The 20,902-nt window shown below is 65.7% G+C and carries 17 protein-coding genes and 1 tRNA gene; 5 read left to right on the top strand and 13 right to left on the bottom strand.

Going from position 1 to position 20,902, the window contains the following annotated elements; all coding sequences use genetic code 11:
- The first annotated feature begins 57 nt into the window (after window positions 1-57).
- Window positions 58-1,644, top strand: a complete 1,587-nt coding sequence (gene serA, locus ACN0T5_RS01595; RefSeq protein ID WP_417766865.1) for a phosphoglycerate dehydrogenase — start codon at window positions 58-60, stop codon at window positions 1,642-1,644.
- Window positions 1,645-1,770: 126 nt separating this feature from the next.
- Here serA and ACN0T5_RS01600 read toward each other — a convergent pair whose 3' ends face one another.
- The 3 genes from ACN0T5_RS01600 to ACN0T5_RS01610 form a co-directional block, all read right to left on the bottom strand.
- The gene (locus ACN0T5_RS01600; RefSeq protein WP_417766866.1) at window positions 1,771-3,498 is read right to left on the bottom strand and encodes a hypothetical protein; all 1,728 of its coding nucleotides are present in this window, start codon (window positions 3,496-3,498) and stop codon (window positions 1,771-1,773) included.
- A 61-nt stretch (window positions 3,499-3,559) separates the two neighbouring features.
- Window positions 3,560-4,852, bottom strand: coding sequence for an adenylosuccinate synthase (locus ACN0T5_RS01605; protein ID WP_417766867.1), 1,293 nt, complete (start codon window positions 4,850-4,852; stop codon window positions 3,560-3,562).
- Window positions 4,853-5,051: 199 nt separating this feature from the next.
- Entirely contained in the window at window positions 5,052-6,332 is a 1,281-nt protein-coding gene (locus ACN0T5_RS01610; RefSeq protein ID WP_417766868.1) for an MFS transporter, read from the bottom strand.
- 252 nt (window positions 6,333-6,584) lie between these two features.
- Between ACN0T5_RS01610 and ACN0T5_RS01615 the strand changes: the two genes are divergently transcribed.
- Entirely contained in the window at window positions 6,585-7,526 is a 942-nt protein-coding gene (locus ACN0T5_RS01615) for a DMT family transporter (protein ID WP_417766869.1), read from the top strand.
- Between the two features lie 24 nt (window positions 7,527-7,550).
- Here ACN0T5_RS01615 and ACN0T5_RS01620 read toward each other — a convergent pair whose 3' ends face one another.
- The 3 genes from ACN0T5_RS01620 to ACN0T5_RS01630 form a co-directional block, all read right to left on the bottom strand.
- Window positions 7,551-9,746 carry a CHASE2 domain-containing protein gene (locus ACN0T5_RS01620; RefSeq protein ID WP_417766870.1) on the bottom strand — a complete coding sequence of 732 codons (2,196 nt, stop codon included), beginning with the start codon at window positions 9,744-9,746 and terminating at the stop codon, window positions 7,551-7,553.
- A 198-nt stretch (window positions 9,747-9,944) separates the two neighbouring features.
- Window positions 9,945-10,850 (bottom strand): RNA polymerase sigma factor RpoH, encoded by a 906-nt coding sequence (gene rpoH, locus ACN0T5_RS01625; RefSeq protein ID WP_417766871.1) that lies wholly within the window; start codon window positions 10,848-10,850, stop codon window positions 9,945-9,947.
- Between the two features lie 151 nt (window positions 10,851-11,001).
- Window positions 11,002-12,039, bottom strand: coding sequence for an RluA family pseudouridine synthase (locus ACN0T5_RS01630; protein ID WP_417766872.1), 1,038 nt, complete (start codon window positions 12,037-12,039; stop codon window positions 11,002-11,004).
- Between ACN0T5_RS01630 and ACN0T5_RS01635 the strand changes: the two genes are divergently transcribed.
- On the top strand, window positions 12,038-12,394 hold the full coding sequence (locus ACN0T5_RS01635) for a hypothetical protein (RefSeq protein WP_417766873.1): 357 nt from the start codon (window positions 12,038-12,040) through the stop codon (window positions 12,392-12,394). The genes ACN0T5_RS01630 and ACN0T5_RS01635 overlap by 2 nt on opposite strands.
- Before the next feature lie 137 nt (window positions 12,395-12,531).
- A tRNA-Glu gene (locus tag ACN0T5_RS01640) sits at window positions 12,532-12,607 on the top strand.
- Window positions 12,608-12,906: 299 nt separating this feature from the next.
- Here the strand turns inward: ACN0T5_RS01640 and ACN0T5_RS01645 are convergent.
- The 7 genes from ACN0T5_RS01645 to ACN0T5_RS01675 all read right to left on the bottom strand — a co-directional run bounded on the left by ACN0T5_RS01645 (window position 12,907) and on the right by ACN0T5_RS01675 (window position 20,018).
- Window positions 12,907-13,764: a CheR family methyltransferase gene (locus ACN0T5_RS01645; RefSeq protein WP_417766874.1), complete on the bottom strand. Its 858-nt coding sequence runs from the start codon at window positions 13,762-13,764 to the stop codon at window positions 12,907-12,909.
- Window positions 13,761-14,975 carry a protein-glutamate methylesterase/protein-glutamine glutaminase gene (locus ACN0T5_RS01650; protein ID WP_417766875.1) on the bottom strand — a complete coding sequence of 405 codons (1,215 nt, stop codon included), beginning with the start codon at window positions 14,973-14,975 and terminating at the stop codon, window positions 13,761-13,763. Before ACN0T5_RS01650 ends, ACN0T5_RS01645 begins: the two co-directional genes overlap by 4 nt.
- A 21-nt stretch (window positions 14,976-14,996) precedes the next feature.
- Window positions 14,997-15,362 carry a response regulator gene (locus tag ACN0T5_RS01655; RefSeq protein WP_417766876.1) on the bottom strand — a complete coding sequence of 122 codons (366 nt, stop codon included), beginning with the start codon at window positions 15,360-15,362 and terminating at the stop codon, window positions 14,997-14,999.
- 50 nt (window positions 15,363-15,412) lie between these two features.
- Window positions 15,413-15,895: a chemotaxis protein CheW gene (locus ACN0T5_RS01660; RefSeq protein ID WP_417766877.1), complete on the bottom strand. Its 483-nt coding sequence runs from the start codon at window positions 15,893-15,895 to the stop codon at window positions 15,413-15,415.
- Complete coding sequence (locus ACN0T5_RS01665) at window positions 15,892-18,666, bottom strand: hybrid sensor histidine kinase/response regulator (protein WP_417766878.1); 2,775 nt, start codon at window positions 18,664-18,666, stop codon at window positions 15,892-15,894. Before ACN0T5_RS01665 ends, ACN0T5_RS01660 begins: the two co-directional genes overlap by 4 nt.
- A 131-nt stretch (window positions 18,667-18,797) precedes the next feature.
- Window positions 18,798-19,442 (bottom strand): histidine phosphotransferase ChpT, encoded by a 645-nt coding sequence (gene chpT / locus ACN0T5_RS01670; protein WP_417766879.1) that lies wholly within the window; start codon window positions 19,440-19,442, stop codon window positions 18,798-18,800.
- A gap of 132 nt (window positions 19,443-19,574) precedes the next feature.
- Window positions 19,575-20,018, bottom strand: coding sequence for a YHS domain-containing (seleno)protein (locus ACN0T5_RS01675; RefSeq protein WP_417766880.1), 444 nt, complete (start codon window positions 20,016-20,018; stop codon window positions 19,575-19,577).
- 254 nt (window positions 20,019-20,272) lie between these two features.
- Here ACN0T5_RS01675 and ACN0T5_RS01680 point away from each other — a divergent pair, with 254 nt between their 5' ends.
- The gene (locus tag ACN0T5_RS01680) at window positions 20,273-20,893 is read left to right on the top strand and encodes a DUF1134 domain-containing protein (RefSeq protein WP_417766881.1); all 621 of its coding nucleotides are present in this window, start codon (window positions 20,273-20,275) and stop codon (window positions 20,891-20,893) included.
- The last annotated feature ends 9 nt before the right edge of the window (window positions 20,894-20,902 follow it).

A 20,902-nucleotide genomic window follows, 5' to 3' on the forward strand; every position in this document is an offset into this window, starting at 1 on the left:
ATCCGGCATGCCCTCTTCGGGCATGACCGGACGGACGGTCAGCAAGGAGACACGTCAATGGCCCCGAAGGTCCTGATTTCCGACAAGCTTTCGGCCGCGGCCGTCGAGATTTTCAAATCGCGCGGCGTCGAGGTCGACTACCTGCCAGACCTGGGCAAGGACAAGGACAAGCTCCTCGCCGTCATCGGCGAGTATGACGGGCTGGCGATTCGCTCTGCGACCAAGGTCACCGACAAGCTGCTCGCCGCCGCCGGCCGCCTGAAGGTGGTGGGCCGGGCCGGTATCGGCGTCGACAATGTCGACATCGCGGCGGCTTCGGCCAAGGGCGTGATCGTCATGAACACGCCTTTCGGCAACTCGATCACCACGGCCGAGCATGCCATCGCGATGATGTTCGCGGTCGCCCGGCAGGTGCCGCGTGCCGATGCCTCGACCCAGGCCGGCAAGTGGGAAAAATCGAAATTCATGGGCGCGGAGATCACGTCCAAGACGCTCGGCCTGATCGGCTGCGGCAATATCGGTTCGATCGTCGCCGATCGCGCGATCGGACTGAAGATGCGCGTCATCGCCTATGATCCGTTCCTGTCCGACGAGCGGGCCATCGACCTTGGGGTCGAGAAGGTCGATCTCGACACGCTGTTCGCGCGCGCCGAGGTCATCTCGCTGCATACGCCTTTGACCGACAAGACGCGCAATATCGTCGACGCAGCGGCGATCGCGAAGATGCGGGACGGGGTCATCCTGATCAATTGCGCGCGTGGCGGGCTGGTCGACGAACACGCCCTGCGCGCGGCTCTCGACAGCGGCAAGGTCGGCGGGGCCGGCGTCGATGTCTTCGTTGACGAGCCGGCAAGCGAAAACGTTCTCTTCGGCGCGCCGAACCTGGTGTGCACGCCGCATCTGGGTGCCTCGACGAGTGAGGCGCAGGAGAACGTCGCCCTGCAGGTTGCCGAGCAGATGTCGGATTATCTGGTCAAGGGCGCGGTCTCGAATGCACTCAACATGCCCTCGATCACGGCCGAGGAAGCCCCGCGCCTGACGCCGTTCGTCAAGCTTGCCGAGCTGCTCGGCTCCTTCGCCGGCCAGCTGACGGAAACGGGCCTGTCCGGCATCCGCCTGGAATATGAGGGCGAGGTCGCGGAGATGAACGTCAAGGCGCTGACGGCGGCGGCGCTCACCGGGGTTCTCCAGCCTCTGCTGCAGACCGTGAACATGGTCTCCGCGCCGATCATGGCGCGCGAGCGCGGCATTCCGGTGGAAGAGGTGCGCCGTGCCCAGGCGGGCGCTTATGAGAGCTACATCCGCCTGACGGTGAAGACCGAGCGTCAGGAGCGTTCCGTCGCCGGCACGGTCTTTGCCGACGGCAAGCCGCGCGTCATCCAGGTGAAGGGCATCAACATGGAAGCCGAACTCGGCGCCCACATGCTCTATGTCACCAATGAGGACAAGCCCGGTTTCATCGGCCATCTGGGCACGGTGCTCGGCGAGGCGGGGGTCAATATCGCAACTTTCAACCTCGGTCGCACGGCACCTGGCGAGGATGCGATCTGTCTCGTCGAGGTCGATGGGGAAGTGCCGCCGGCTGTGCTCGAGCGCATCACCAGCCTGCCGCATGTCAAGCAGGCGAAACCGCTGCGCTTCTGACACGCGGTTATCCAACCGCTGCACAGAGAAAAGGGCCGGAGCGTTGCCGCTTCGGCCCTTTTTCGTTCGCGCCCTTGAGGAGCGAGGGAATGCGATGCGCAGCCGCGAGTGGCCTGCCTGCCGGGCTCAGCCGGCCCGCCATGCGGTTGTCGCCTGTTCGACCGCGCGGGCGCCGGGTGTGCCCTTTTCCAGTGTCAGGATGGCGCGCTTGCCGTTCTCGTAGAGCATCGGAATGTCGATCCAGCCGCGGTCGCGCAACAGGGTCAGGTTGCGCTCCTGTTCGTCCGGGATGTTGGACAGCGCCACCCAGAAATAACCGTCGGCAACCTTGACCGAAGCGCCGATCAGCGCATCGCCGCGGGCCTCCTCCGTGGTCTTCATCACCAAGCCGGGAACTTCCGCGACGCTGCTGCCGCTGAAATTCGGCGGCAGGTCGAACTGCACCTCGAGCAGGTGGCTGGCCGGCAGGGTGTCGTCCCGGTTGGGCCTCAGCGTGAGATTGGCGCCGATGTTGCGGTCGGGAACCTCTATGCGCATCTTGAGCACCGTCTCGGCGCGCCCGTCGATGGTTTCCTGCGAGACGCTCCACACGGCACGGCCGGTGGACGCCTGTCCGGCGCTGCCCGCCTGTGCGCCCTCTTCATAGAGTATGGCGCGCTGTGCGACGGGTGCGTCAGACGCCCCGGCGCTGTCCGCACCGGACGTTCCGGCCGGCGGAGTTGCCGAGGCGATCTGGTCCTGCTGGCCGGGCTCGGGATCGGCCGGCGTCTCGTCCGTGGCAGTATCGGCCGGCGTTTCCTCGGGCTCTTCCGTTCCCTCCGCCTCGCCGGCCGGCGGAGTGGCGGGCGCGGACGGCTCTGGTTCGACGCTGCGCACGGGGGGCGGCGTTCCCGCCGGCGCACTCGGCGTCGTGGTGTCCGTCTGCGGTTCGGCCGGTGTGATTCGGGTTGTGGTGACGCTGCGCGCGTCCGGGGCGACGCCGGTTTCGCCACCGTCGAGCAGCCGGGCGCTGTTCTTGCGCGACATCGAGGTGTCTTCCTGCGTCGGCGTGCTTGCCGGTGCCGCGGGCCTTGCCACCTGCGGTTCCTCGCTGCCTTCGAAGAGGCCCATCAGGGTGTCGCGCTGGGAGTAGCCCACGGCACCGACGCCGATGATCAGCATCAGGAGCGCAACGCCGCCAAGGATTGCCGGCAGGCGGGAGGTCCGCATCGATCCGTTGATCGGGGGCAAAGGCCGGCCGTGATCGCGGCCGCCATGCGCGGTCAGTGTCTCGTCGGACCGCTCGTCCCGGCCGAGCGTCGGCTCGCGCTTCTGGGGCTGGCCGGAGCTCTCGCCGTCGAGCGCGCCCCTGGCACTGCGCGTTGCCTGGTCGGCCGCCTCGCCGAGCTTGCGGGCATCGTCGATGGCGGTCTTCAGAAGGTCGCGGTTTTCCGGTGTCGGAGCGGTCTGCCTGGTCTCGGGGGGCGGAGCGGCCCTGGATGCGGGCGGGGTGGAGACAGGTGCTGCCGGGGCCGCGGGCTTTGGCTCGGCCTTCGGCTCTGCGGCGGTGGCCGGCGCGGTCTTGCGCTCACCGGTCTCGGCCGGCCGCGTCTGGGGACGGGGAGGGGTGACCGGTTGCTGGCTGCTGGAGAAGCCGAGCGTCTCACGCGCGGCCTCGGCCTCGACCTTGCGGATGGACTCCTCGAGGCGAAGCTGTTCGCTGGTGATTTCCGACGGCGAAAGCGGCGGATCATAGGCTTTCAACTGCGCGACAATGGCTTTGCGGGCGCGCTGGTATATTTCGCGCCGCGCGGCTCCCGTGTTTTCCGGGAGCGCAGCAACGGTTTTCTTCAAAACCGGGTAGTAATCTGCCATGTCACCAACTCATGATCGCCGCACACAGGGTTGCGCATGGACGCGAACCCCATCTTAACGCTTAATCCTGAAAAGGATTCTGGACAAGGATTGTGTCATCCCGCTCCGGAGAGGTCGAGAGCAGCGTGACCGGCGCTCCGATCAACTCCTCGACATGACGGACATATTTCACTGCCTGCGCGGGAAGGTCGGCCCATGTTCTCGCACCTTCCGTCGATTCCTTCCAGCCGGGAAGCGTTTCATAGATCGGCTTGACCCGTGCCTGCGCGCCTTGCGAGGCGGGAAGGTGATCGATCCGCTCGCCGTCCAGCTCATAGGCCACGCAGATCTTGATCTCGTCCAGGCCGTCGAGCACATCCAGCTTCGTCAGCGCGATGCCGTGGATGCCGTTGATGCAACAGGACTGGCGTACGAGCACCGCGTCGAACCAGCCGCAACGGCGCTTGCGCCCCGTCACCGTGCCGAACTCGCGGCCGCGTGTGCCCAGGAAATTGCCGACCTCGTTGTCCTGCTCGGTCGGAAAGGGGCCTTCGCCGACCCGGGTCGTGTAAGCCTTGGTGATGCCGAGCACATAGCCGATGGAGCCGGGGCCGAGGCCGCTGCCGGCAGCAGCCTGGCCGGAGACGGTGTTGGACGAGGTGACGAAAGGATAGGTGCCATGATCGATGTCGAGCAGGGTGCCCTGGGCGCCCTCGAACAGGATGCGCTTGCCTTCGCGCCGGCATGTGTCGAGCAACGACCAGACCGTCTGCATGTAGGGCAGCACCTGGCCGGCGACGCTTTCCAGTTCGGAAAAGATCGTGGCCGCCTCGATTTCCGGTTCGCCGAGGCCCCGGCGCAGGGCGTTGTGATGGGTCAGCAGCCGTTCGATCTTCGCCGGCAGGGTCTTGAGGTTGGCAAGATCCATCACGCGGATCGCGCGCCTGCCGACCTTGTCCTCATAGGCGGGGCCGATGCCGCGCTTGGTGGTGCCGATCTTGGTGCCGGCGGCAGCCGCCGTCTCGCGCAGCGCGTCGAGCTCGCGATGCAGCGAAAGGATCAGCGTCGCGTTTCCGGCAATGGCAAGCGTCTCCGGCGAGACGGTCACGCCCTGTTCGGCAAGCCGGGCGATCTCCGCGACCAGCGCATGCGGGTCGATGACCACACCGTTGCCGATCACCGAGAGCTTGCCACGGACCACGCCCGAAGGAAGCAGTGACAGCTTGTAGCTGACACCGTCGATCACCAGCGTGTGGCCGGCGTTGTGCCCGCCCTGGAAGCGCACGACGACGTCTGCCTGCTCCGACAGCCAGTCGACGATCTTGCCTTTTCCCTCGTCACCCCACTGCGATCCGACGACGACGACATTGGCCATGCCTGTAAGTTCCCTTGCATCCGGCGCTGCCGGCAAAACCCAGTGCCGGCCTTGCGCCGCGCACACGAAAAACCCCGGTCTCTCTAACCGGGGCAAAGCGAACGGACTATAACGATCCGAAGCGGGATTGACGAGCCCTCAGCCGGTCTTTCCACGAGCACCTGGAACGCGGCGCCCGTCAATCAGGCACTTTCGTCGCTCAGTCCGCCTCAGGCTTGTCGTGGTTCGGCCGGGCGGTCTTCTGCCCGCCAGCCATGCGGTAGATCGCCGGCGAGTTGCGCAACAGCCAGACGAAGCGCTTGCGATGCTCGGCCGGAACGGCGTCGCGGGTCAGGAGTCGCGCGCCGACAAAGGCAACGAAGGAGAGATGCAGACCCCCGGTATAGAGGAAAAAGGCCGAGGGGCCGAACATGTCCATGACGGCGGAAGCCAGCAGCGGCCCGATGACGGCGCCGATCGCGAAGAACATGGTCAGGCCGGCGGCAAGCTCGACATGCTGGCCGGGGCCCGCATGGTCGTTGGCATGGGCGGCGGAGAGAGAGTAGAGCGGCAGCGCGAAACCGCCGAACAGGAAGGCGCCGAGGAAGATCGCGGCCTGGAGGCTTACACCTGACAGAAACAGGCAGGAGAGACCGGCGCCGGCGGTGGCCAGGATGAGCACGTAGCGCCGGTCGGTGCGATCCGAGGCCCAGCCGAGCGGGTACTGGAAGACCGCGCCGGCGATAACCCACAGGCTGATGAGGAGCGCCAGGCCGTCGGCATCGAGGCCGACGCCTTCCGCATAGACCGGCCCGACCGTCCGGAAGGCACCGTTGGTCAGGCCGATGGTCAGGCAGCCGACGGCGGCGACCGGGGAGATTGCCCAGATCGCCAGATAGTTGACGCCCCTGGCATCGGAAACGGGCGGGTTGCCTTCCCGGGCAAGCGAGACGGGGATGAGGGCGGCGCAGAAAACGATGCCGATGACGACGAGGATTGCCGCTCCGCCGGCACCGAAGGCGGGCAGCAGGAACTGTCCGCCGGTCACGGCGCCGAGGTCGACGATCCGGTAGACGCTGAGGATGCGGCCGCGCTCGGCATTGGAGGCGAGCGCATTGAGCCAGCTTTCGAGAACCATCGCCGTGCCGCAGAACGCGATGCCGCTTGTGAAGCGCAGCGCCGCCCAGCCAAGGCCCGGCTGGGTGAGGAAGAGGCCGAGAACGGCGATCGCGCTCAGGGCAGCGAGGGCCGAGAAGACGCGGATATGCCCGACCCTGCGGATCAGCAGGGGTGTCAGCAGCACACCGAGGATGAAGCCCGCATAATAGGCGGAGCCGAAGACGCCGATCATCGTGTCGGAGAGGCCGGCGAGACGACCGCGCACCGCAATCACCGTCATCGCCAGGCCGTTGGCGCCAAGCAGGAGCGCCGCGGCGACAAGCAGGGGCACGAGCCGGAAAAGCAGCGGCCGGGAGGTCAGGGGGGCGGGATTGTCGGGCATCTGGACCAGGGGGCGGAAAACGTGCGGCAGGAGCCTGATCCTGACCGTTCGCGGGGGCGCTCACAAGCCTTGTTTTCCCCTCGCCAACAGAACCGGGACTTGCGCGCGGGGAAGGCTGTCGGGAAACGGGTGGTGACCCTGAAGAACTGGTGCTAACGAGGGTTCGCCGCGTTTCGTGTCGCCGTCACCCGCGGTCTGCTGCGCGGCGGGGCGCGCACAACCTGACTTGCCTGAATGGCGGGGAAGACCCGAATGACCTGGAAGAACTGGCTTTTGCTTGCCCTCCTGTCGCTGATCTGGGGTGCAACCTTTCCCTTCGCCAAGGTCGCGGTGGCGGAAGTGCCGCCGATGACGCTGGCGTTCCTGCGGGTGGCGATCGCCGCCGGCGTGCTTCATGCCGTGTTGCGGATGACGGGGCAGGGGTTTCCGCTGTCGCGGCGGATGCTCGGTGCGTTCCTGCTGATGGGGCTTCTCAACAATGCCATTCCGTTTTCGCTGATCTTCTGGGGGCAGACCGCGATCCCGGCAAGCCTTGCCTCGATCCTCAATGCGACGACCCCGATCTTCACGGTGCTCGTGGCTTCGCTCGTTTTTGCCCAGGAGGTGTTGAGGGCCCACCGGATCGCCGGGATTGTCATCGGCTTCGCCGGCGTTGCGCTGCTGATGGCGCCGGCACTGGATTTCGGGCCGCTTGCCGCGCTCTCCGGCGCACCACTCTGGGCGCAGGCGCTGTGCCTCGGCGCGGCTCTTTCCTATGCCTTCGCCGCCGCCTTCGCGCGCGTCTTCAAGGGCGTGCCGGTCATGGTCGCGGCAGCCGGCCAGCTTACGGGGTCGAGCCTGCTGCTGTTGCCGCTGGCGATCTGGCAGGCCTTCGCGTGGCAGGGAGAAGGCTGGTCGCCGGTGGCGACGGGCCCGGCCGCATGGATCTCTGTGGCAGCGCTCGGCACGGTCTGCACGGCCTTTGCCTATCTCATCTATTTCCGCCTGCTGAGCGAGGCCGGCGCGACCAATGCATCCCTGGTCACCCTGCTCATTCCGCTCAGTGCGAGCCTGATCGCCGCGCTCTTCCTGGACGAGGTGCTGACGTTGCCGCAACTGGGCGGCATGGCGCTGCTGCTTATGGGGCTGGCCGTGCTGGACGGGCGCATTCTCGCCCTGCCGGGGCGTCTTCTGCGAGCCGTGCGCGCGTCCTGACCGGGCGTTGACGAGGCTGCCCGCTCAGGCAGGGGCCGTTGCCGGCAGGGCCTCGATGCGCTCCTGGAAGCGGTCGTAGAAGTCGGCAAGACGGTCCGGCGCCTTGGCGCGGCAGTCCTTGAGGCCGGCAAGGGCGCCGGCCCGGTTTCCATCGTCGATGGCCGAAACCATTTGCGCATGCGCCCGGGCAAGCGTCCGGAAGTCGGCGCCGGCCGCATAATCCGGCTCGCCGACCAGCGCGAAGAGCTTGATCGGCACGCTCTTGCCCTTCAGCGGGATCGCGCCGGCCTCGAGGAAGGCAAAATCGGGCGCCGCGCGTGTCGTGTCTTCGGAGACGACGCAGTCGGCACCGACCGCCTTGCAGCTGGACTCGATCCGGGCGGCGACATTCACGGCATCCCCGATCACCGAATAGTTGAAGCGGCGGTTCGACCCCATGTTGCCGACACAGGCCTCGCCGGTGTTGAGGCCGACGCCGATGCGCACCGACTGGATCGGCAGGTTGCGGGCGCGAAAGCCGAAGGCATCCTGCGCATTCAACTCATCGGTGATGCGAACCATCCGGAGCGCCGCCCGGCAGGCCTGCGCGGCATGGGCCTCGACAGTCATGGGCGCGTTCCAGAAGGCCATGATGCTGTCGCCGATATACTTGTCGATGGTGCCGTCGCGGTTCTGGATCTCGTCGGAAAGCGGTGAGAGCAAGGCGTTGAGGAAGGCGACGAGGTCGGTCGGGGTGAGTTGCTCGGAGATCGGCGTGAAACCGCGAACATCCATGAACAGGATGGTCATGTCGCGCATCTCGCCGCCGAGCCTGAGCGAGTCCGGGGCGGTTTCCAGCCGCTTGACCATCTCGGGCGCCAGATACTGGCCGAAGGCGGCGCGCACGAAACGTTTCTCGCGCTCGGTCAGGAAATAGAGCAAGGCGGTCGCCGCCGCGTAGACGACGAAGAGATTGACCGCTGTCGGGTAGACGGGGTCGAGGAGCAGGCCCTGCGCGCGGAAGAGATGGATGGCGCCGGCATAAAGACCGAAGGCGACGACACCGCCGATGGCCGCCGCCCATATGGAGCCGAGGGCGAGAACAAGGGCAATGACGATCAGGCCGAGCACGAAGGTGACGATGACCTCGGTGCCGTCGGCCCAGTCCGGCCGGCTGAGGAAAGTGCCGGCGAGGATCTGTTCCGCCGCCTGCGCATGGACGGAAACGCCCGGCACGAGCTCGCCGAGGGGGGTTGCCCGGATGTCATAAAGACCCACCGAGGACGTTCCGACGAACACGACATGCCCTTCGATCCGCGCCAGGGCCTCCAACCGCCTGGCGGGGTCGAGGATGTCCGCGGCGGAAATGTAGCGGTCCGCCCGGTCCTCGTTGAAATAGACCCAGAATTCCCCTTGCGCGGTCGTGGGGAAGGGGATGGCGCCGACCTTGATGTCGGTCACTCGCGCTGCGCCGACATCGATCTCGCCGCTGGCATCCGACGACCGTACAATGAAGCCGCTGGCCCCTTGCGCAACGCGCAGGGCCTCCATCACAAGGCTGGGAAAAAGCGTCTTGCCGTCGGTGAACACCATCGGGATGCGGCGCACGATGCCGGCCGTGTCGCGGCTCGACAGGCTGACGCCGCCCGAGCCGGCGGCGGGCGGTTCCAGGACAGCGAGGCTGTTCAGCGTCGAGGCGAAGGCCGGCACGCTGGCGGCCGGATCGCTTCCGGCATAGGAGACGCCGGCTTTCACCGGCGGCTTTCCGCCGCTGGCGTCGGGAAGGACGGCGTAGCCAAGCACCACGGGCGCTTCGGCGATTGCAGCCGCGAAGACCTCGTCCGTGTCCGGAAGCTTGCCGGCGAGGCCGGCGGCGATGTCGCCGCCGAGCTTGAGGTCGGGCACGTAGCGATGCGGCGACAGGCGGTCGGGCTCGGCGAAGATCACGTCATAGGCGATGGCGGCCGCACCCATTTCGGCAAGAGCCCGGGGGAGTTCGGCAAGCGTGTCGCGCCGCCAGGGCCACTGGCCGTGCACGGCGAGCGAACGCTCGTCGATGTCGACGATGCGGACCGGGAACTCACCGTGCGCGCGCGGCCAGAAGCGCTGGTAGCTGTCGAAACCGAGGAGGCGGATGGAGGAGACGAAGGCGGGGTCGACGGCGCGCAGCGCCGTTACCACGAAGAGGAAGAAGCACGCGACACTTGCCACCAAGAGATGCTTGCGTCGGGTGATGCGCATGGTGTCCCCGTCCCCTGTTTTCCGTTCGCAACCGATCGGCGGCCGGCGCCTTGTCGCGCCATCGGCCCCGGCAGGTTAGAGCACGGGTCGGAAAAAGGGAAAACCGTCCGGTCGCCGCGATCCGGTGAACGGCTCACGGGCGGCCCGCCGAAGCCGGACCGCGAAGGTCCGGCCGGCAGCGCCCGGTCGTCGCTTGCCTCAGCGCTGGTCGGCGAGCTGTGCCGCCGGCTGCTCCAGTTCGCGGGCGCCGCGTTTCACCGCCTTCTGCACCTTCTCGAAGGCGCGCACCTCGATCTGGCGGACGCGTTCCCGGCTGACGCCGAACTCGCTCGACAGGTCTTCCAGCGTGATCGGGTCTTCCGACAGGCGCCGGGCCTCGAAAATCCGCCGCTCGCGCTCGTTGAGCACGTCCATGGCATCACCCAGAAGCTTGCGCCGCTGGTCGAGCTCTTCCTGGCGGGCGAAGACGGCTTCCTGGCTGTCGCTCTCGTCGACGAGCCAGTCCTGCCACTCGCCGCCGCTGTCGGCTTCCGCGCGGATCGGCGCGTTGAGCGAGGCATCGCCGGCAAGACGCCGGTTCATCGACACGACCTCTTCCTCGGAGACGCCGAGCTTGGTGGCGATCTGGGTGACGTGCTCGGGCCGCAGGTCGCCCTCGTCGAGCGCCTGGATCTTGCCCTTGAGACGGCGGAGATTGAAGAACAACCGCTTCTGGTTGGCGGTCGTGCCCATCTTCACCAGCGACCAGGAGCGCAGGATGTATTCCTGGATCGCGGCCTTGATCCACCACATGGCATAGGTGGCGAGGCGGAAGCCCTTGTCCGGCTCGAAACGCTTGACGGCCTGCATGAGGCCGACATTGCCCTCGGAGACGACCTCGGCAATCGGCAGGCCGTAGCCGCGATATCCCATGGCGATCTTTGCGACGAGGCGCAGATGCGAGGTCACGAGCCGCTCGGCCGCGCGCGGGTCGTCATGCTCCTTGTAGCGCTTGGCGAGCATGTATTCTTCCTGCGGCTCCAGCATCGGAAACCGCCGGATTTCGTCCAGGTAGCGGCTGAGGCCGCCTTCTCCGGAACTGAGCATCGGTATGTTCTGGGCCATGAAGCACCCCTTCTCCCTACGATCCCTCCGGACCGACGCGGCCGTCGCCGCCCCGGACCTTCACCGGGCATCCACTTTCCGGCGCCCTGACGGCGCGCCGAATTCCCAATATAGGTGTCATTTCGACAATATCAGGGCCTGATTTTCGAAATCATGTCGCGGGGATTGTCCGAATTGCACGGATCAGGTCCGCCAAATCGTCGGGGAGCGGACTTTCGAAGCGCAGCGTCTCGCCTGTCGCCGGATGGGCGAAGGCAAGCAGGCCGGCATGCAGAGCCTGGCGGGGAAAGGCGTCGACAACGGCGCGGATATCTTCCGGCAGGCGCGCCGACTTGGTCCTGAAGTGGGCGCCGTAGTCGGCATCGCCGATGAGCGGGTGTCCGATATGGGACATGTGAACGCGGATCTGGTGAGTGCGCCCGGTCTCCAGGCGACAGGTCATCAGCGCCGCGAGGGGAGCGGCGCCCATCGGGCCGAAGCGCTCGCGTACCTGCCAGTGGGTGATGGCGTTGCGGCCGCCCGATTTGGTCACCGCGATCTTCTGGCGGTTGGCGGCGGAGCGGGCGAGATCGGCGTCGACCGTGCCGCGCAGTTGCATCGGGGCGCCCCAGACAAGGGCGGTGTATTCCCGCTCCAGCGGGCCGGTGCGGCCATGGTCGGCGAATTGCGCGGCAAGGCCCTGGTGGGCGCGGTCGGTCTTGGCGACGACGAGCAGGCCGCTGGTGTCCTTGTCGAGTCGGTGGACGATGCCCGGCCGCTTGACCCCGCCGACGCCCGAAAGGCTGTCGCCGCAATGGTGAAGCAGCGCGTTGACCATCGTGCCGCTCCAGTTGCCTGGACCGGGATGGACGACGAGGCCCGCCGGCTTGTCGATGACGATCAACTCGTCATCCTCGAAGACGACGGCAAGAGGGATCGCCTCGGGTTCGGGCTCGGCCACGTCCGGCTCGGGCATGTCGAGCGTCAGGACCTCGCCCGAATTGACCCGGTATTTCGGCTCGACTATGGTCCGCCCGTCGACCTGGACCCGGCCCTGGCGGATCAGTGCCTGGAGGCGGTTCCGGCTGAGCTCGGCCAGATGGCGGGCAAGGCAGGCATCGAGCCTGATGCCTGCATCTTCCTCCGCAACGACAACGGTCTTCATTGCGACGGCATCCGCGTCGCTCGCATCTTCATTGGACATTGACATGACACATCCGGCTATGGACGACGAACGCGATCAGGAAGCTCCGCTCGACCCCGCGATGGAGCGGGTCCAGGTCAAGCTCAAGCGGCTGCTGGCGGTTTCGAGCCTCGTGATGGTGCTCGGGTTCCTGGCAGTGCTGGCGGCGATCGTCTACAAGCTGTCCGAAGGCGGCACGCGTCCGGATGGCAGCGATATAGCCGCTACCGTCGCGATCGGCAAGGACGGCCGGGTCGAAGGCATGGCGCATGCGGACGACCGCCTGATCCTGCTGGTGCGCTCGGGCGCGCAGAGCAAGCTGCTGTATCTGGATGCTGCGACCGGCCGGGTGCTTGGAGAAACGGCCTTCGTCGCACAGTAGCGCATGGCGGTTTTCCGCGGTGCGCGGAGAGCGACGAGGCCGGGCGTGGAAAATCTCCACAGGCAGGGCAGAAATGGGGCTTGCATTCCCCGTTCGGGCGTTCTATTTACGCGGCTCTTCGTCGAAGACCAGCCGATGCCCCCATCGTCTAGCGGTCTAGGACGCCGCCCTCTCACGGCGGAAACAGGGGTTCGAGTCCCCTTGGGGGTGCCATTCCTTCCCGCAGCGAGCGGAAGACAAGATGGCCGGCACGACGCAAGACGACCCGCCTGACTGGCGCGGTTCCGCGACTGCCTCTCCCAACTCTTTCGTTTCAAGTGATGCGGTGCCTGATGCTCGCGCATGCTCCGGCGTTTGGCGCGGTCCGGCGTCACCGGGTTCTTGTCGCCCTCCGGGGCGAGCGATCCTGGTCGCCTTCCGGGTCGGAAAACGCAGGTTGCCCGACCCCGACCCCGTCCGCGTCATGTCATGCGAGCAGGGCCGGTTCGTTTCGGCAGGTGGCGCGGCCGGCCTCAGCCGGCGACCTGAAGGCGGGGGCGGACGACGCCCTGGGCGCCGGCGGCAGATGTCTGGTACAGGCCGCGCAGGTCCTGTACCGGCCGGAAAGCATCCGTGAGACCGACGACGGTCTCCGCCGCGCCGAGCACCAGATACCCGTCGGAGGGCAGTTGCTTTGCCATCCGCTGCAGCACGTCGACCTTGGTCGGCTGGTCGAAATAGATCAGCACGTTGCGGCAGTAGACGATGTCGAAGGAGCCGAGCGAAGAGAAATTCTCCAGAAGGTTCAACTTGCGCCACTGCACCATCGAGCGCAGCTCGGGGTTGATCTGCCAGAGGTCGCCTTTCTGGGTGAAATACTTGAGCAGCATCTGGATCGGCAGGCCACGCTGGACCTCGAACTGGCTGTAGATGCCGTTCTTCGCCTTCTCCAGAACCTCGTTGGAGAGGTCCGTGCCGATGATCTCGACACGGAAGCCGGCAAGCTTGGCGGCTGCTTCCTTCAGGCAGATGGCCAGCGAATAGGGCTCCTGACCGGTGGAGGCGGCGGCGCACCAGATGCGGATCGTGCGGCGGTCGGCACGCGCTTTCATCATCGCGGGAAGCATCACTTCCTTGAAATTCTGAAACGGTGTTCCGTCACGAAAGAAGAAACTCTCGTTGGTGGTCATCGCCTCGACCACATCGGAGCAGACCTGGGCGGAGCCCGGCTTCTGCATCGCCTGGACGAGCTCGGAAAGCCCGGCGTGGCCGTGCCGGCGAGCAACCGGTAGCAGCCGGCTTTCCACCAGGTACTGCTTCTCGTTGGTGAGCACCAGTCCGGACTTCGCCTTCAGGTACTGCTTGAGATACTCGAACTGCGACGCAATCACCTGAGGCCTCCACTCAACAATCCGGCGATTTTCGGACCAATCCGGGTGATCGGCAGAATATCGCAACACAATCCGGTCTGGGCAGCTGCACCCGGCATCCCCCACACAACGCTGGTCGCCTCGTCCTGGGCGATGACGCTGCCGCCTCCGGCCGAGATGGTGCGAATACCGGCCGCCCCGTCATGGCCCATGCCGGTCAGCACCACCGCCAGGGCGGCCGAGCCGTAAACCTTGGCAACGCTGTCGAACAGGGGGTCGACGGCGGGCTTGCAGAAATTCACCGGCGGTCCGTCCGTCAGGCGGGCGACAGGCTGGCCGCCATCCTTGACGATGGTCATGTGCAACCCGCCCGGCGCCACATAGATGTGTCCGGGCTTCAGCACCTCGCCGTCAGCGGCTTCCTTGGCGGGCCTGAGCGCGGCCTTGGCGACGTGCTCGGCCAGAATTGCGGTGAAGGTCGGCGGCATGTGCTGGGTGACGACAACCGGCACCTCGCGGATGGCCGTGCCGATGTCGGTAAAGACCTGCTGCAGTGCCTGCGGTCCGCCGGTCGAGGAGCCGATGGCGACAATGCGCGGGCGAATGCTGGAATATGGGCGCGTCTTCAGAGCCGGTGCGGCGGCCTTTGCGGGGGCCGCGGCAAGGCGGCTGTAGCCGGCCGAGGCGGCTGCGGCCCGGGACACGGGCCCCTGCGACAGGGTCTGCCCTGCGGCGGTCTGGGCGCGCATCTGGCGTCCGCCATAACCGGCACCGCCGCGCCGGCGCTGGCCGAGGGCCTTGATTTTCTCTATCAGCTCGCGGCGGAAGTCGACGGAGGTGGTGACCTCGCTCGAGGATTCCGGCTTGGGCACATAGTCCTGCGCGCCCAGAGATAGCGCCCGCAGGCTGACCTCGGCATTTCGCCTCGTCAGCGTGGAAGCCATCACGACGATCAGGTCGCGCTTCTTCCTGAGCATCAGGGGAAGAGCGGTGAGCCCGTCCATCTCCGGCATCTCGATGTCGAGCACCACGACGTCAGGGTTGCTGCGCTCGATGTCCTCGACGGCAAGCCGGCCGTTCCGGTGGGACGCGACCAGCTGGAGCGCCGGGTCCGCTTCGACCCAGCGGCTCAGAAGTCCGCGAATGACGACGGAATCGTCCACCACCATGACGCGGACACAGTCTGCCCGTGCACCGTCCCGGGGGGGCGGCGCTGTAGAACTGGCGATCATCTTGACATGTCCCGTAAGGGTTTACAGCAGCCCGGCTTCCTGGAACTTCGCTTCCACGATGTCCTTGTCAAACGGCTTCATGATGTATTCGTTGGCGCCGGCCCGCATCGCGCGGGTGATGTGCGCCACATCGTTCTCGGTCGTGCAGAAGACGACGACCGGCTTGTTGCCGCCCTCTTCCTTGCGCAGCGACAGCAGGAACTCCAGGCCGTCCATTTCCGGCATGTTCCAGTCGAGAAGGATCGCGTCGGGCATCCGCTCCCGGCAGGCGGTGAGGGCCTTCAGACCGTCTTCCGCCTCGGAGATCTCGAAGGAGAGATCTTCCAGAATGCGTCGGGCCACCTTGCGGATCACGCTGGAATCGTCGACGACGAGACAGTGCTTCATTTCATTTGCTCCCGAGTGCCGTAGATCGGCATTTCGTTCCAACACTTGCCTCAGGCGGCAGCCAGCGGCTCGGAGACCATCGCGCCGAACAGGCGGGCGACGTCGAGGACGATCATCAGCTTGCCATCGAGGCGGTGGACACCACCGGAAATCTCGGCCCAGCGTTTGTCGAGGTTGGACGGATTGGCCTCCATCGAGTCGCCCGACAGGCGAAGCACTTCGCCCACCTGGTCGATGACAAGACCGTAGCTTTCACCCTTGTGCTCGATCCCGACCGCCATGACCTGGGTGTTTTCGTCCCGGTTGGGCAGGTGCAGGCGTTTTCGCATGTCGATGGCGGTGACGATGCGGCCGCGCAGATTGAGCACGCCGGCGACTTCCGGCGCCGCGAGCGGCACGCGGGTGACGCTTTCGGGAACGAAGACGTCGTGCACCTGGCTGATCGGAAGGCCGAAAAGCTGGCCACCGATGATGACCGTCACATACTGGATGGTATCGTCGATACCGGCCGCGAGGTTGTCATTGTGCTTCATGCCGCAATTCCCATTTCACCGGCGAAGAGGTCCTTGAGCGAAGCGATCAGCCCCGGACGGTCGAATTTCGCCACATAATCGTCGAAGCCTGCCTGACGTCCGCGCTCGATCGAGGCCGGCGAGACGACCGCCGACAGGGCCAGGATCGGCATCTTGCGGAAGCGCGGGTCACGGCGGAGCGCCTCGCAGAACTCGAAGCCGTTGATCTCCGGCATCTCGATATCGCTGACGATGGCCTGGAAGTGGTCGCCGTTTTCCAGCAGCTCGAATGCCTGGTTGGCGCCGGAACAGGCGGTCACGTCGTAGCCGGCCGCCTTGAGAACCGGCGTCAGCATGTTGCGGAAGAATGCGCTGTCGTCGACGAGCAGGACTTTCTTGGTCAGCGCGGCGATGTCCATCTCCTTGCGCATGAACCAGTCCTCGAAGGCCTGCGGCAGGTAGTAGCCGAGATCGATGATCTCGGTTGCCTTGTCCTTGATCACGGCCGATCCGAGAACGCCGGCACGGTCGGACCCGACCTCGATGTTCATGCGGTCCTCGACGATGTCGACAATCTCGTCGACCACGAGGCCCATCGAGCGCCCGGCGTCGGAGAAGACCAGCATGGGCTGGGTACCGTCGCCGCGATGCGCCTGCGTGGGGTCGATATAGACCAGCGGCATCAGCGCTCCGCGATACTGCACGAGGTCGCGGCCGTTGGAACGTTCGATCTTGGAGACCTCGAACTCCTCCAGGCGGGTGACCAGCGACAGCGGCACAGCCTTGGGCTCCGGCGAACCGGCACGGAAGAGCAGCATGGATACGCTCGACTGGCCGTCCATGGCGGAGGCCATCGCCTCCTCGGCCTCCTTGCGCTCGCCCTCGGCGACGACGCTGGAAGCATGGCTCGCCATGGCCGAGGCGACGCCGTTCGGATCGATGATCATGATCACCGCGCCGTCACCCAAAATGGTGTTGCCGGAGAACATGGTCAGGTTGCGCAGCATCGTCGACATCGGCTTGACGACGATTTCCTCGGTGTGGAAGACGCCGTCGACGACAACGCCGAAGGTCTGGCTGCCAACCTGCATGACAACGATGAAACCGGTGTCGGACTCGATTTCGGTCTCGCCGTCGGGGCCGTCGAAGCCGAGCAGGTGCGACATGTGGACCAGCGGCAGCAGCTTGTTGCGCAGGCGCAGGACGGGCGTGTCCTTGATGCGCTCGATCCGATGTTCGGAATTCGACTGCACGCGCACCAGCTCGACCACCGAGAGCTGCGGGATCGCGAAACGGTCGCCGCCGGCCTCGACGATCAGCGCCGAGACGATGGCCAGCGTAAGCGGGATCTTGATGATGAAGCTGGAACCGCGACCCGGGGTTGAGCGCAGGTCGATCGACCCGCCGATCAGCTCGACATTGTTGCGCACCACGTCCATGCCGACACCACGGCCGGAAACGCTGGTGATGTTCTGGGCGGTCGAGAAGCCGGCGTGGAAGATGTATTTGTGGATCTGCTGATCCGTCATCTTGTCGAGTTCGGCCTCGGAGGCGAGCCCGCGCTCCAGCACCTTGGCCCTGACGCGGTCGACGTCGATGCCGCGGCCGTCGTCCTTGACCTCGATGATGATATGGCCGCCCTCATGATAGGCGGACAGCGTGATCGTGCCCTTCTCCGACTTGCCGGCCGCCTTGCGGTCACTCGGCATCTCCAGGCCGTGGTCGGCGGAGTTGCGGATCATGTGGGTAAGCGGATCCTTGATCAGCTCCAGGACCTGCCGGTCGAGCTCGGTCTCGGCGCCGACCATCTCCAGCTCGATCGGCTTGTCGAGCTCCTGGCTGAGGTCGCGCACGATCCGCGGCAGCTTCTGCCAGGCGTTGCCGATCGGCTGCATGCGCGTCTTCATGACGCCTTCCTGCAGCTCGGCCGTGACGTTGGACAGGCGCTGCAACGGTACCTTGAACTCGGAATCCTCGTGGCGACGGGAAATCTCGAGCAGCTGGTTTCGGGTGAGGACCAGCTCGGAGACCATCGTCATCAGGTGCTCGAGCGTCTCGACCGCGACGCGGATCGACTGGCTCGACACGGATGCCTTCTTCTCGCCCTTCTCGGCGGGCTCGCGGGCAGCGGTCTCGTCACCGCGAGCGCGCGTCTTGACCGCGAGAGCCGGGACAGGGGCCGTTTCGGCCTCAAGCTCCGCGTCGGCGGCCAGCTCGGCCGCGTCGAGATCCGAGACCGGGTCGGATACGGGAAGCTCGACCTCGCACTCGGCTTCGCGGAAGGCGCGCTCGAGATCGTCAAGCGAGACTTCGCCGGGGCGCAAGGGGCGTTCGAGTACCTGCTCGACCAACTCGCCGCGCGCCATGGCGTCGTCCTCGGCGGCCGGTGCCGCGGCCTTGCCGCCGGTGGTGTCGGCCGAGAGCGACATGCGCTCGAGTTCCGAAATCAGGTCGTCGTCGCTGCCCTCGGGCTCCACACCGCCGGCCGCCTCGAGATCGGCGAGGATCTCCTTGATGCGGTCAATCGACGACAGGATGAGAGACACCGCGTCGGGTGTCACCTTGGCTCCGTCGCGGAACTTGCCCATCAGGGTCTCGCCGGCATGGGCGAGGGCCTCCAGACGGGGCAGGCCAAGGAAGCCGCAGGTGCCCTTGATCGTATGGACGAGACGAAAGACGTTATCGAGAATCTTCGCGTTATTCGGTTCTTGTTCGAACTTGACGAGCTCGACGTCGACGACGTCCAGGCTCTCGTTCGTTTCTGTGAGGAACTCGCTAAGCAAGTCGTCCATGGCCAAACTCACCCGACTGGTTACTGGTACACGACCCGGACGTTGTGTCCGGGCAACCCATCCCTGCCAGTGAGCATGCGTCTTAAACAGTTAAGATAGACTGAAACGGAACCATGGCCTTTGATGCCAGTTTATCCTGCTGATGATGCAGTAATTTTTACCCCATCATCTTCCTTAACGACTTCTAAATTCATGCCGGACTCCCGCGCCAGCAAGACCGTATAGACCGGCTGAACGGTGTGCGCGTCGATTCTCTCGGGTTCATTGCCGGATGTCAGGTCAAGAACGAGGGCGGGGACTTTGGTTGTTGATCCCGTTACTTTCAACCGGAAGATGGGAGATTGCGCGTCGCCATCCATGCTGACCGTAATCAGTCCGCCGCGGGGAACGCACTGGTTGGCAAGAAGAATAAGGTTGAGCAACAGCTTGACCCTGTTCTTCGCCATCAGCAGGCGCGGAACCTGCCAGTCGATGTCGGCCTTTTCGTTGGCAAGGAACCCGGCGGCGACCGAATGGGCATCGCCCAGGTCGATCTCGGCGCCGGCGGAACCGGCCGCACCGAAGGCAAGGCGGGCGAACTGGAGCTTGGCCGAGGCCTGCCGCGCGCTCTTGCGGATCAGGTCCATGGCGAAGTCCTTCATGTCCTCGTTGTCCTCTTCGTCGAGAACCTCGAGACCATTTGTAATGGCGCCGACGGGGGAGATGATGTCGTGGCAGACGCGGCTCGCCACGAGGGCGGCCAGGTCCAGGGCGCTGAGATCGTCGATGGCGGTCATGCGGTCGTCCTTGAGGCGGGGCGTGGCGTCATTCGTTCCAAATGGCAGTCCTGCGCGATTCGCGAGTTTGCGAAAGGGTTACACTCCTCTTCCCGCACTGCCAAGCGGCGGCGGGGCGCGGAGGGCCGCCGTTCACCGGGCGCAGCCCAGCCGCTCGGCGCTGTCATGCGCGCCCTCCAGCAGTGTTTGCGGGTCGGCGAGGAAGAGAAAGCGATTGATTTCGGAGTGAAACAAAAGCAGGCGGCCGTCATGGAGCGCAAAGATCGACGGATTTCCGATGGTGACGAAACCGCCGGCAAGTGCGGTCGGATCGCACCCCTTCAGATGCGGAGCGTAGATCCGTGGAGCCTTTTCGAAGGCCGCACGATTGCCCTCATTGACGAACATCCAGATGGTGTCGCGCCAGCGCAGTTCGTGTTCCTGTTGTCCGCGCCGGGGCTTCCTGTCGACGAAATAGGCGACAGGATCATTGCCACCCAGCGCATAGCCGCTGACGGGATCGGTGGCGAAATCGAGGGCCGCAGCCGGTTGCGGAGCGGCAAGGACAAGCAAAGATGCGAGCGCGAGCCAGGCCAAGGCGATCGACCATAATCTCTTCCGATTTCGATTACACTCTGACATCGAATCAGTCCTGACGCCCGAAAGGCTAGTGACTGTGCCCGCATCCCGGGCCGGCGGGCAACCGCAGATCTTCCGCAAGGCCGACGGGACGCGCCGGCCGCCACCGCCCGGAGCGGACCGGGAGATCCTGCCTCCGCTGGCGGAGGCGTCATGACCATGCGCCCGGGAAACGCAATCGGGGCCACCTACCTGCGAAGGACCAGACCGAGATGATAGCAGCCCTTTCCGCCCGCCTTGTCCATGCCTTTGCCGGTGTTTTTTGCAGGGGTGCGTGTGGGGCGCTCGTCCCCGCCGCGGTGGTGCTGGGCCTTGCGCTTGCCGGATCGCCGGCCGTGGCGCAGCAACCTGAACAGTACAGCCAGGACGAACTGGTCGGCGCGGGGCACCGCTTTTTCGGTCAGGTGTCGGGTGGCCTTGCCTCAGTGGTCGAGCGCGCCGTCCAGCAATACGGCCAGCCGAACGGTTATATCCTTGGCGAGGAAGGCTCGGGCGCGCTGCTGGCCGGTGCACGCTATGGCGAGGGACAGCTCTTCACCCGCAACGCCGGCACGCACAAGGTGTTCTGGCAGGGTCCTTCGTTCGGCTGGGATATTGGCGGCGACGGTGCCCGGGTCATGATGCTCGTCTACAATCTGCCCGACACGTCGGCGATCTACCGGCGTTATGTGGGTGTCAACGGTTCGGCCTATCTGATTGGCGGTTTCGGGATGACGGTGCTGTCCAACCACGACATCTATGTCGTGCCGGTCCGGGCCGGCGTCGGTGCCCGGCTCGGCGTCAATATCGGCTATCTGAAGTTCACGCAGCAGCCGACATGGAATCCTTTTTGACAAGGGCAA

This window comes from Stappia sp. (genome assembly GCF_048261845.1).
In the GTDB taxonomy this organism is placed as follows: Bacteria; Pseudomonadota; Alphaproteobacteria; order Rhizobiales; family Stappiaceae; genus Stappia.

Bases quoted from the DNA above. Each gene is read 5' to 3' on its own strand.
- serA (WP_417766865.1), top strand. From the start codon at position 58: ATGGCCCCGAAGGTCCTGATTTCCGACAAGCTTTCGGCCGCGGCCGTC.
- ACN0T5_RS01600 (WP_417766866.1), bottom strand. From the start codon at position 3,498: ATGGCAGATTACTACCCGGTTTTGAAGAAAACCGTTGCTGCGCTCCCG.
- ACN0T5_RS01605 (WP_417766867.1), bottom strand. From the start codon at position 4,852: ATGGCCAATGTCGTCGTCGTCGGATCGCAGTGGGGTGACGAGGGAAAA.
- ACN0T5_RS01610 (WP_417766868.1), bottom strand. From the start codon at position 6,332: ATGCCCGACAATCCCGCCCCCCTGACCTCCCGGCCGCTGCTTTTCCGG.
- ACN0T5_RS01615 (WP_417766869.1), top strand. From the start codon at position 6,585: ATGACCTGGAAGAACTGGCTTTTGCTTGCCCTCCTGTCGCTGATCTGG.
- ACN0T5_RS01620 (WP_417766870.1), bottom strand. From the start codon at position 9,746: ATGCGCATCACCCGACGCAAGCATCTCTTGGTGGCAAGTGTCGCGTGC.
- rpoH (WP_417766871.1), bottom strand. From the start codon at position 10,850: ATGGCCCAGAACATACCGATGCTCAGTTCCGGAGAAGGCGGCCTCAGC.
- ACN0T5_RS01635 (WP_417766873.1), top strand. From the start codon at position 12,038: ATGACACATCCGGCTATGGACGACGAACGCGATCAGGAAGCTCCGCTC.
- ACN0T5_RS01630 (WP_417766872.1), bottom strand. From the start codon at position 12,039: ATGTCAATGTCCAATGAAGATGCGAGCGACGCGGATGCCGTCGCAATG.
- ACN0T5_RS01650 (WP_417766875.1), bottom strand. From the start codon at position 14,975: ATGATCGCCAGTTCTACAGCGCCGCCCCCCCGGGACGGTGCACGGGCA.
- ACN0T5_RS01655 (WP_417766876.1), bottom strand. From the start codon at position 15,362: ATGAAGCACTGTCTCGTCGTCGACGATTCCAGCGTGATCCGCAAGGTG.
- ACN0T5_RS01660 (WP_417766877.1), bottom strand. From the start codon at position 15,895: ATGAAGCACAATGACAACCTCGCGGCCGGTATCGACGATACCATCCAG.
- ACN0T5_RS01665 (WP_417766878.1), bottom strand. From the start codon at position 18,666: ATGGACGACTTGCTTAGCGAGTTCCTCACAGAAACGAACGAGAGCCTG.
- chpT (WP_417766879.1), bottom strand. From the start codon at position 19,442: ATGACCGCCATCGACGATCTCAGCGCCCTGGACCTGGCCGCCCTCGTG.
- ACN0T5_RS01680 (WP_417766881.1), top strand. From the start codon at position 20,273: ATGATAGCAGCCCTTTCCGCCCGCCTTGTCCATGCCTTTGCCGGTGTT.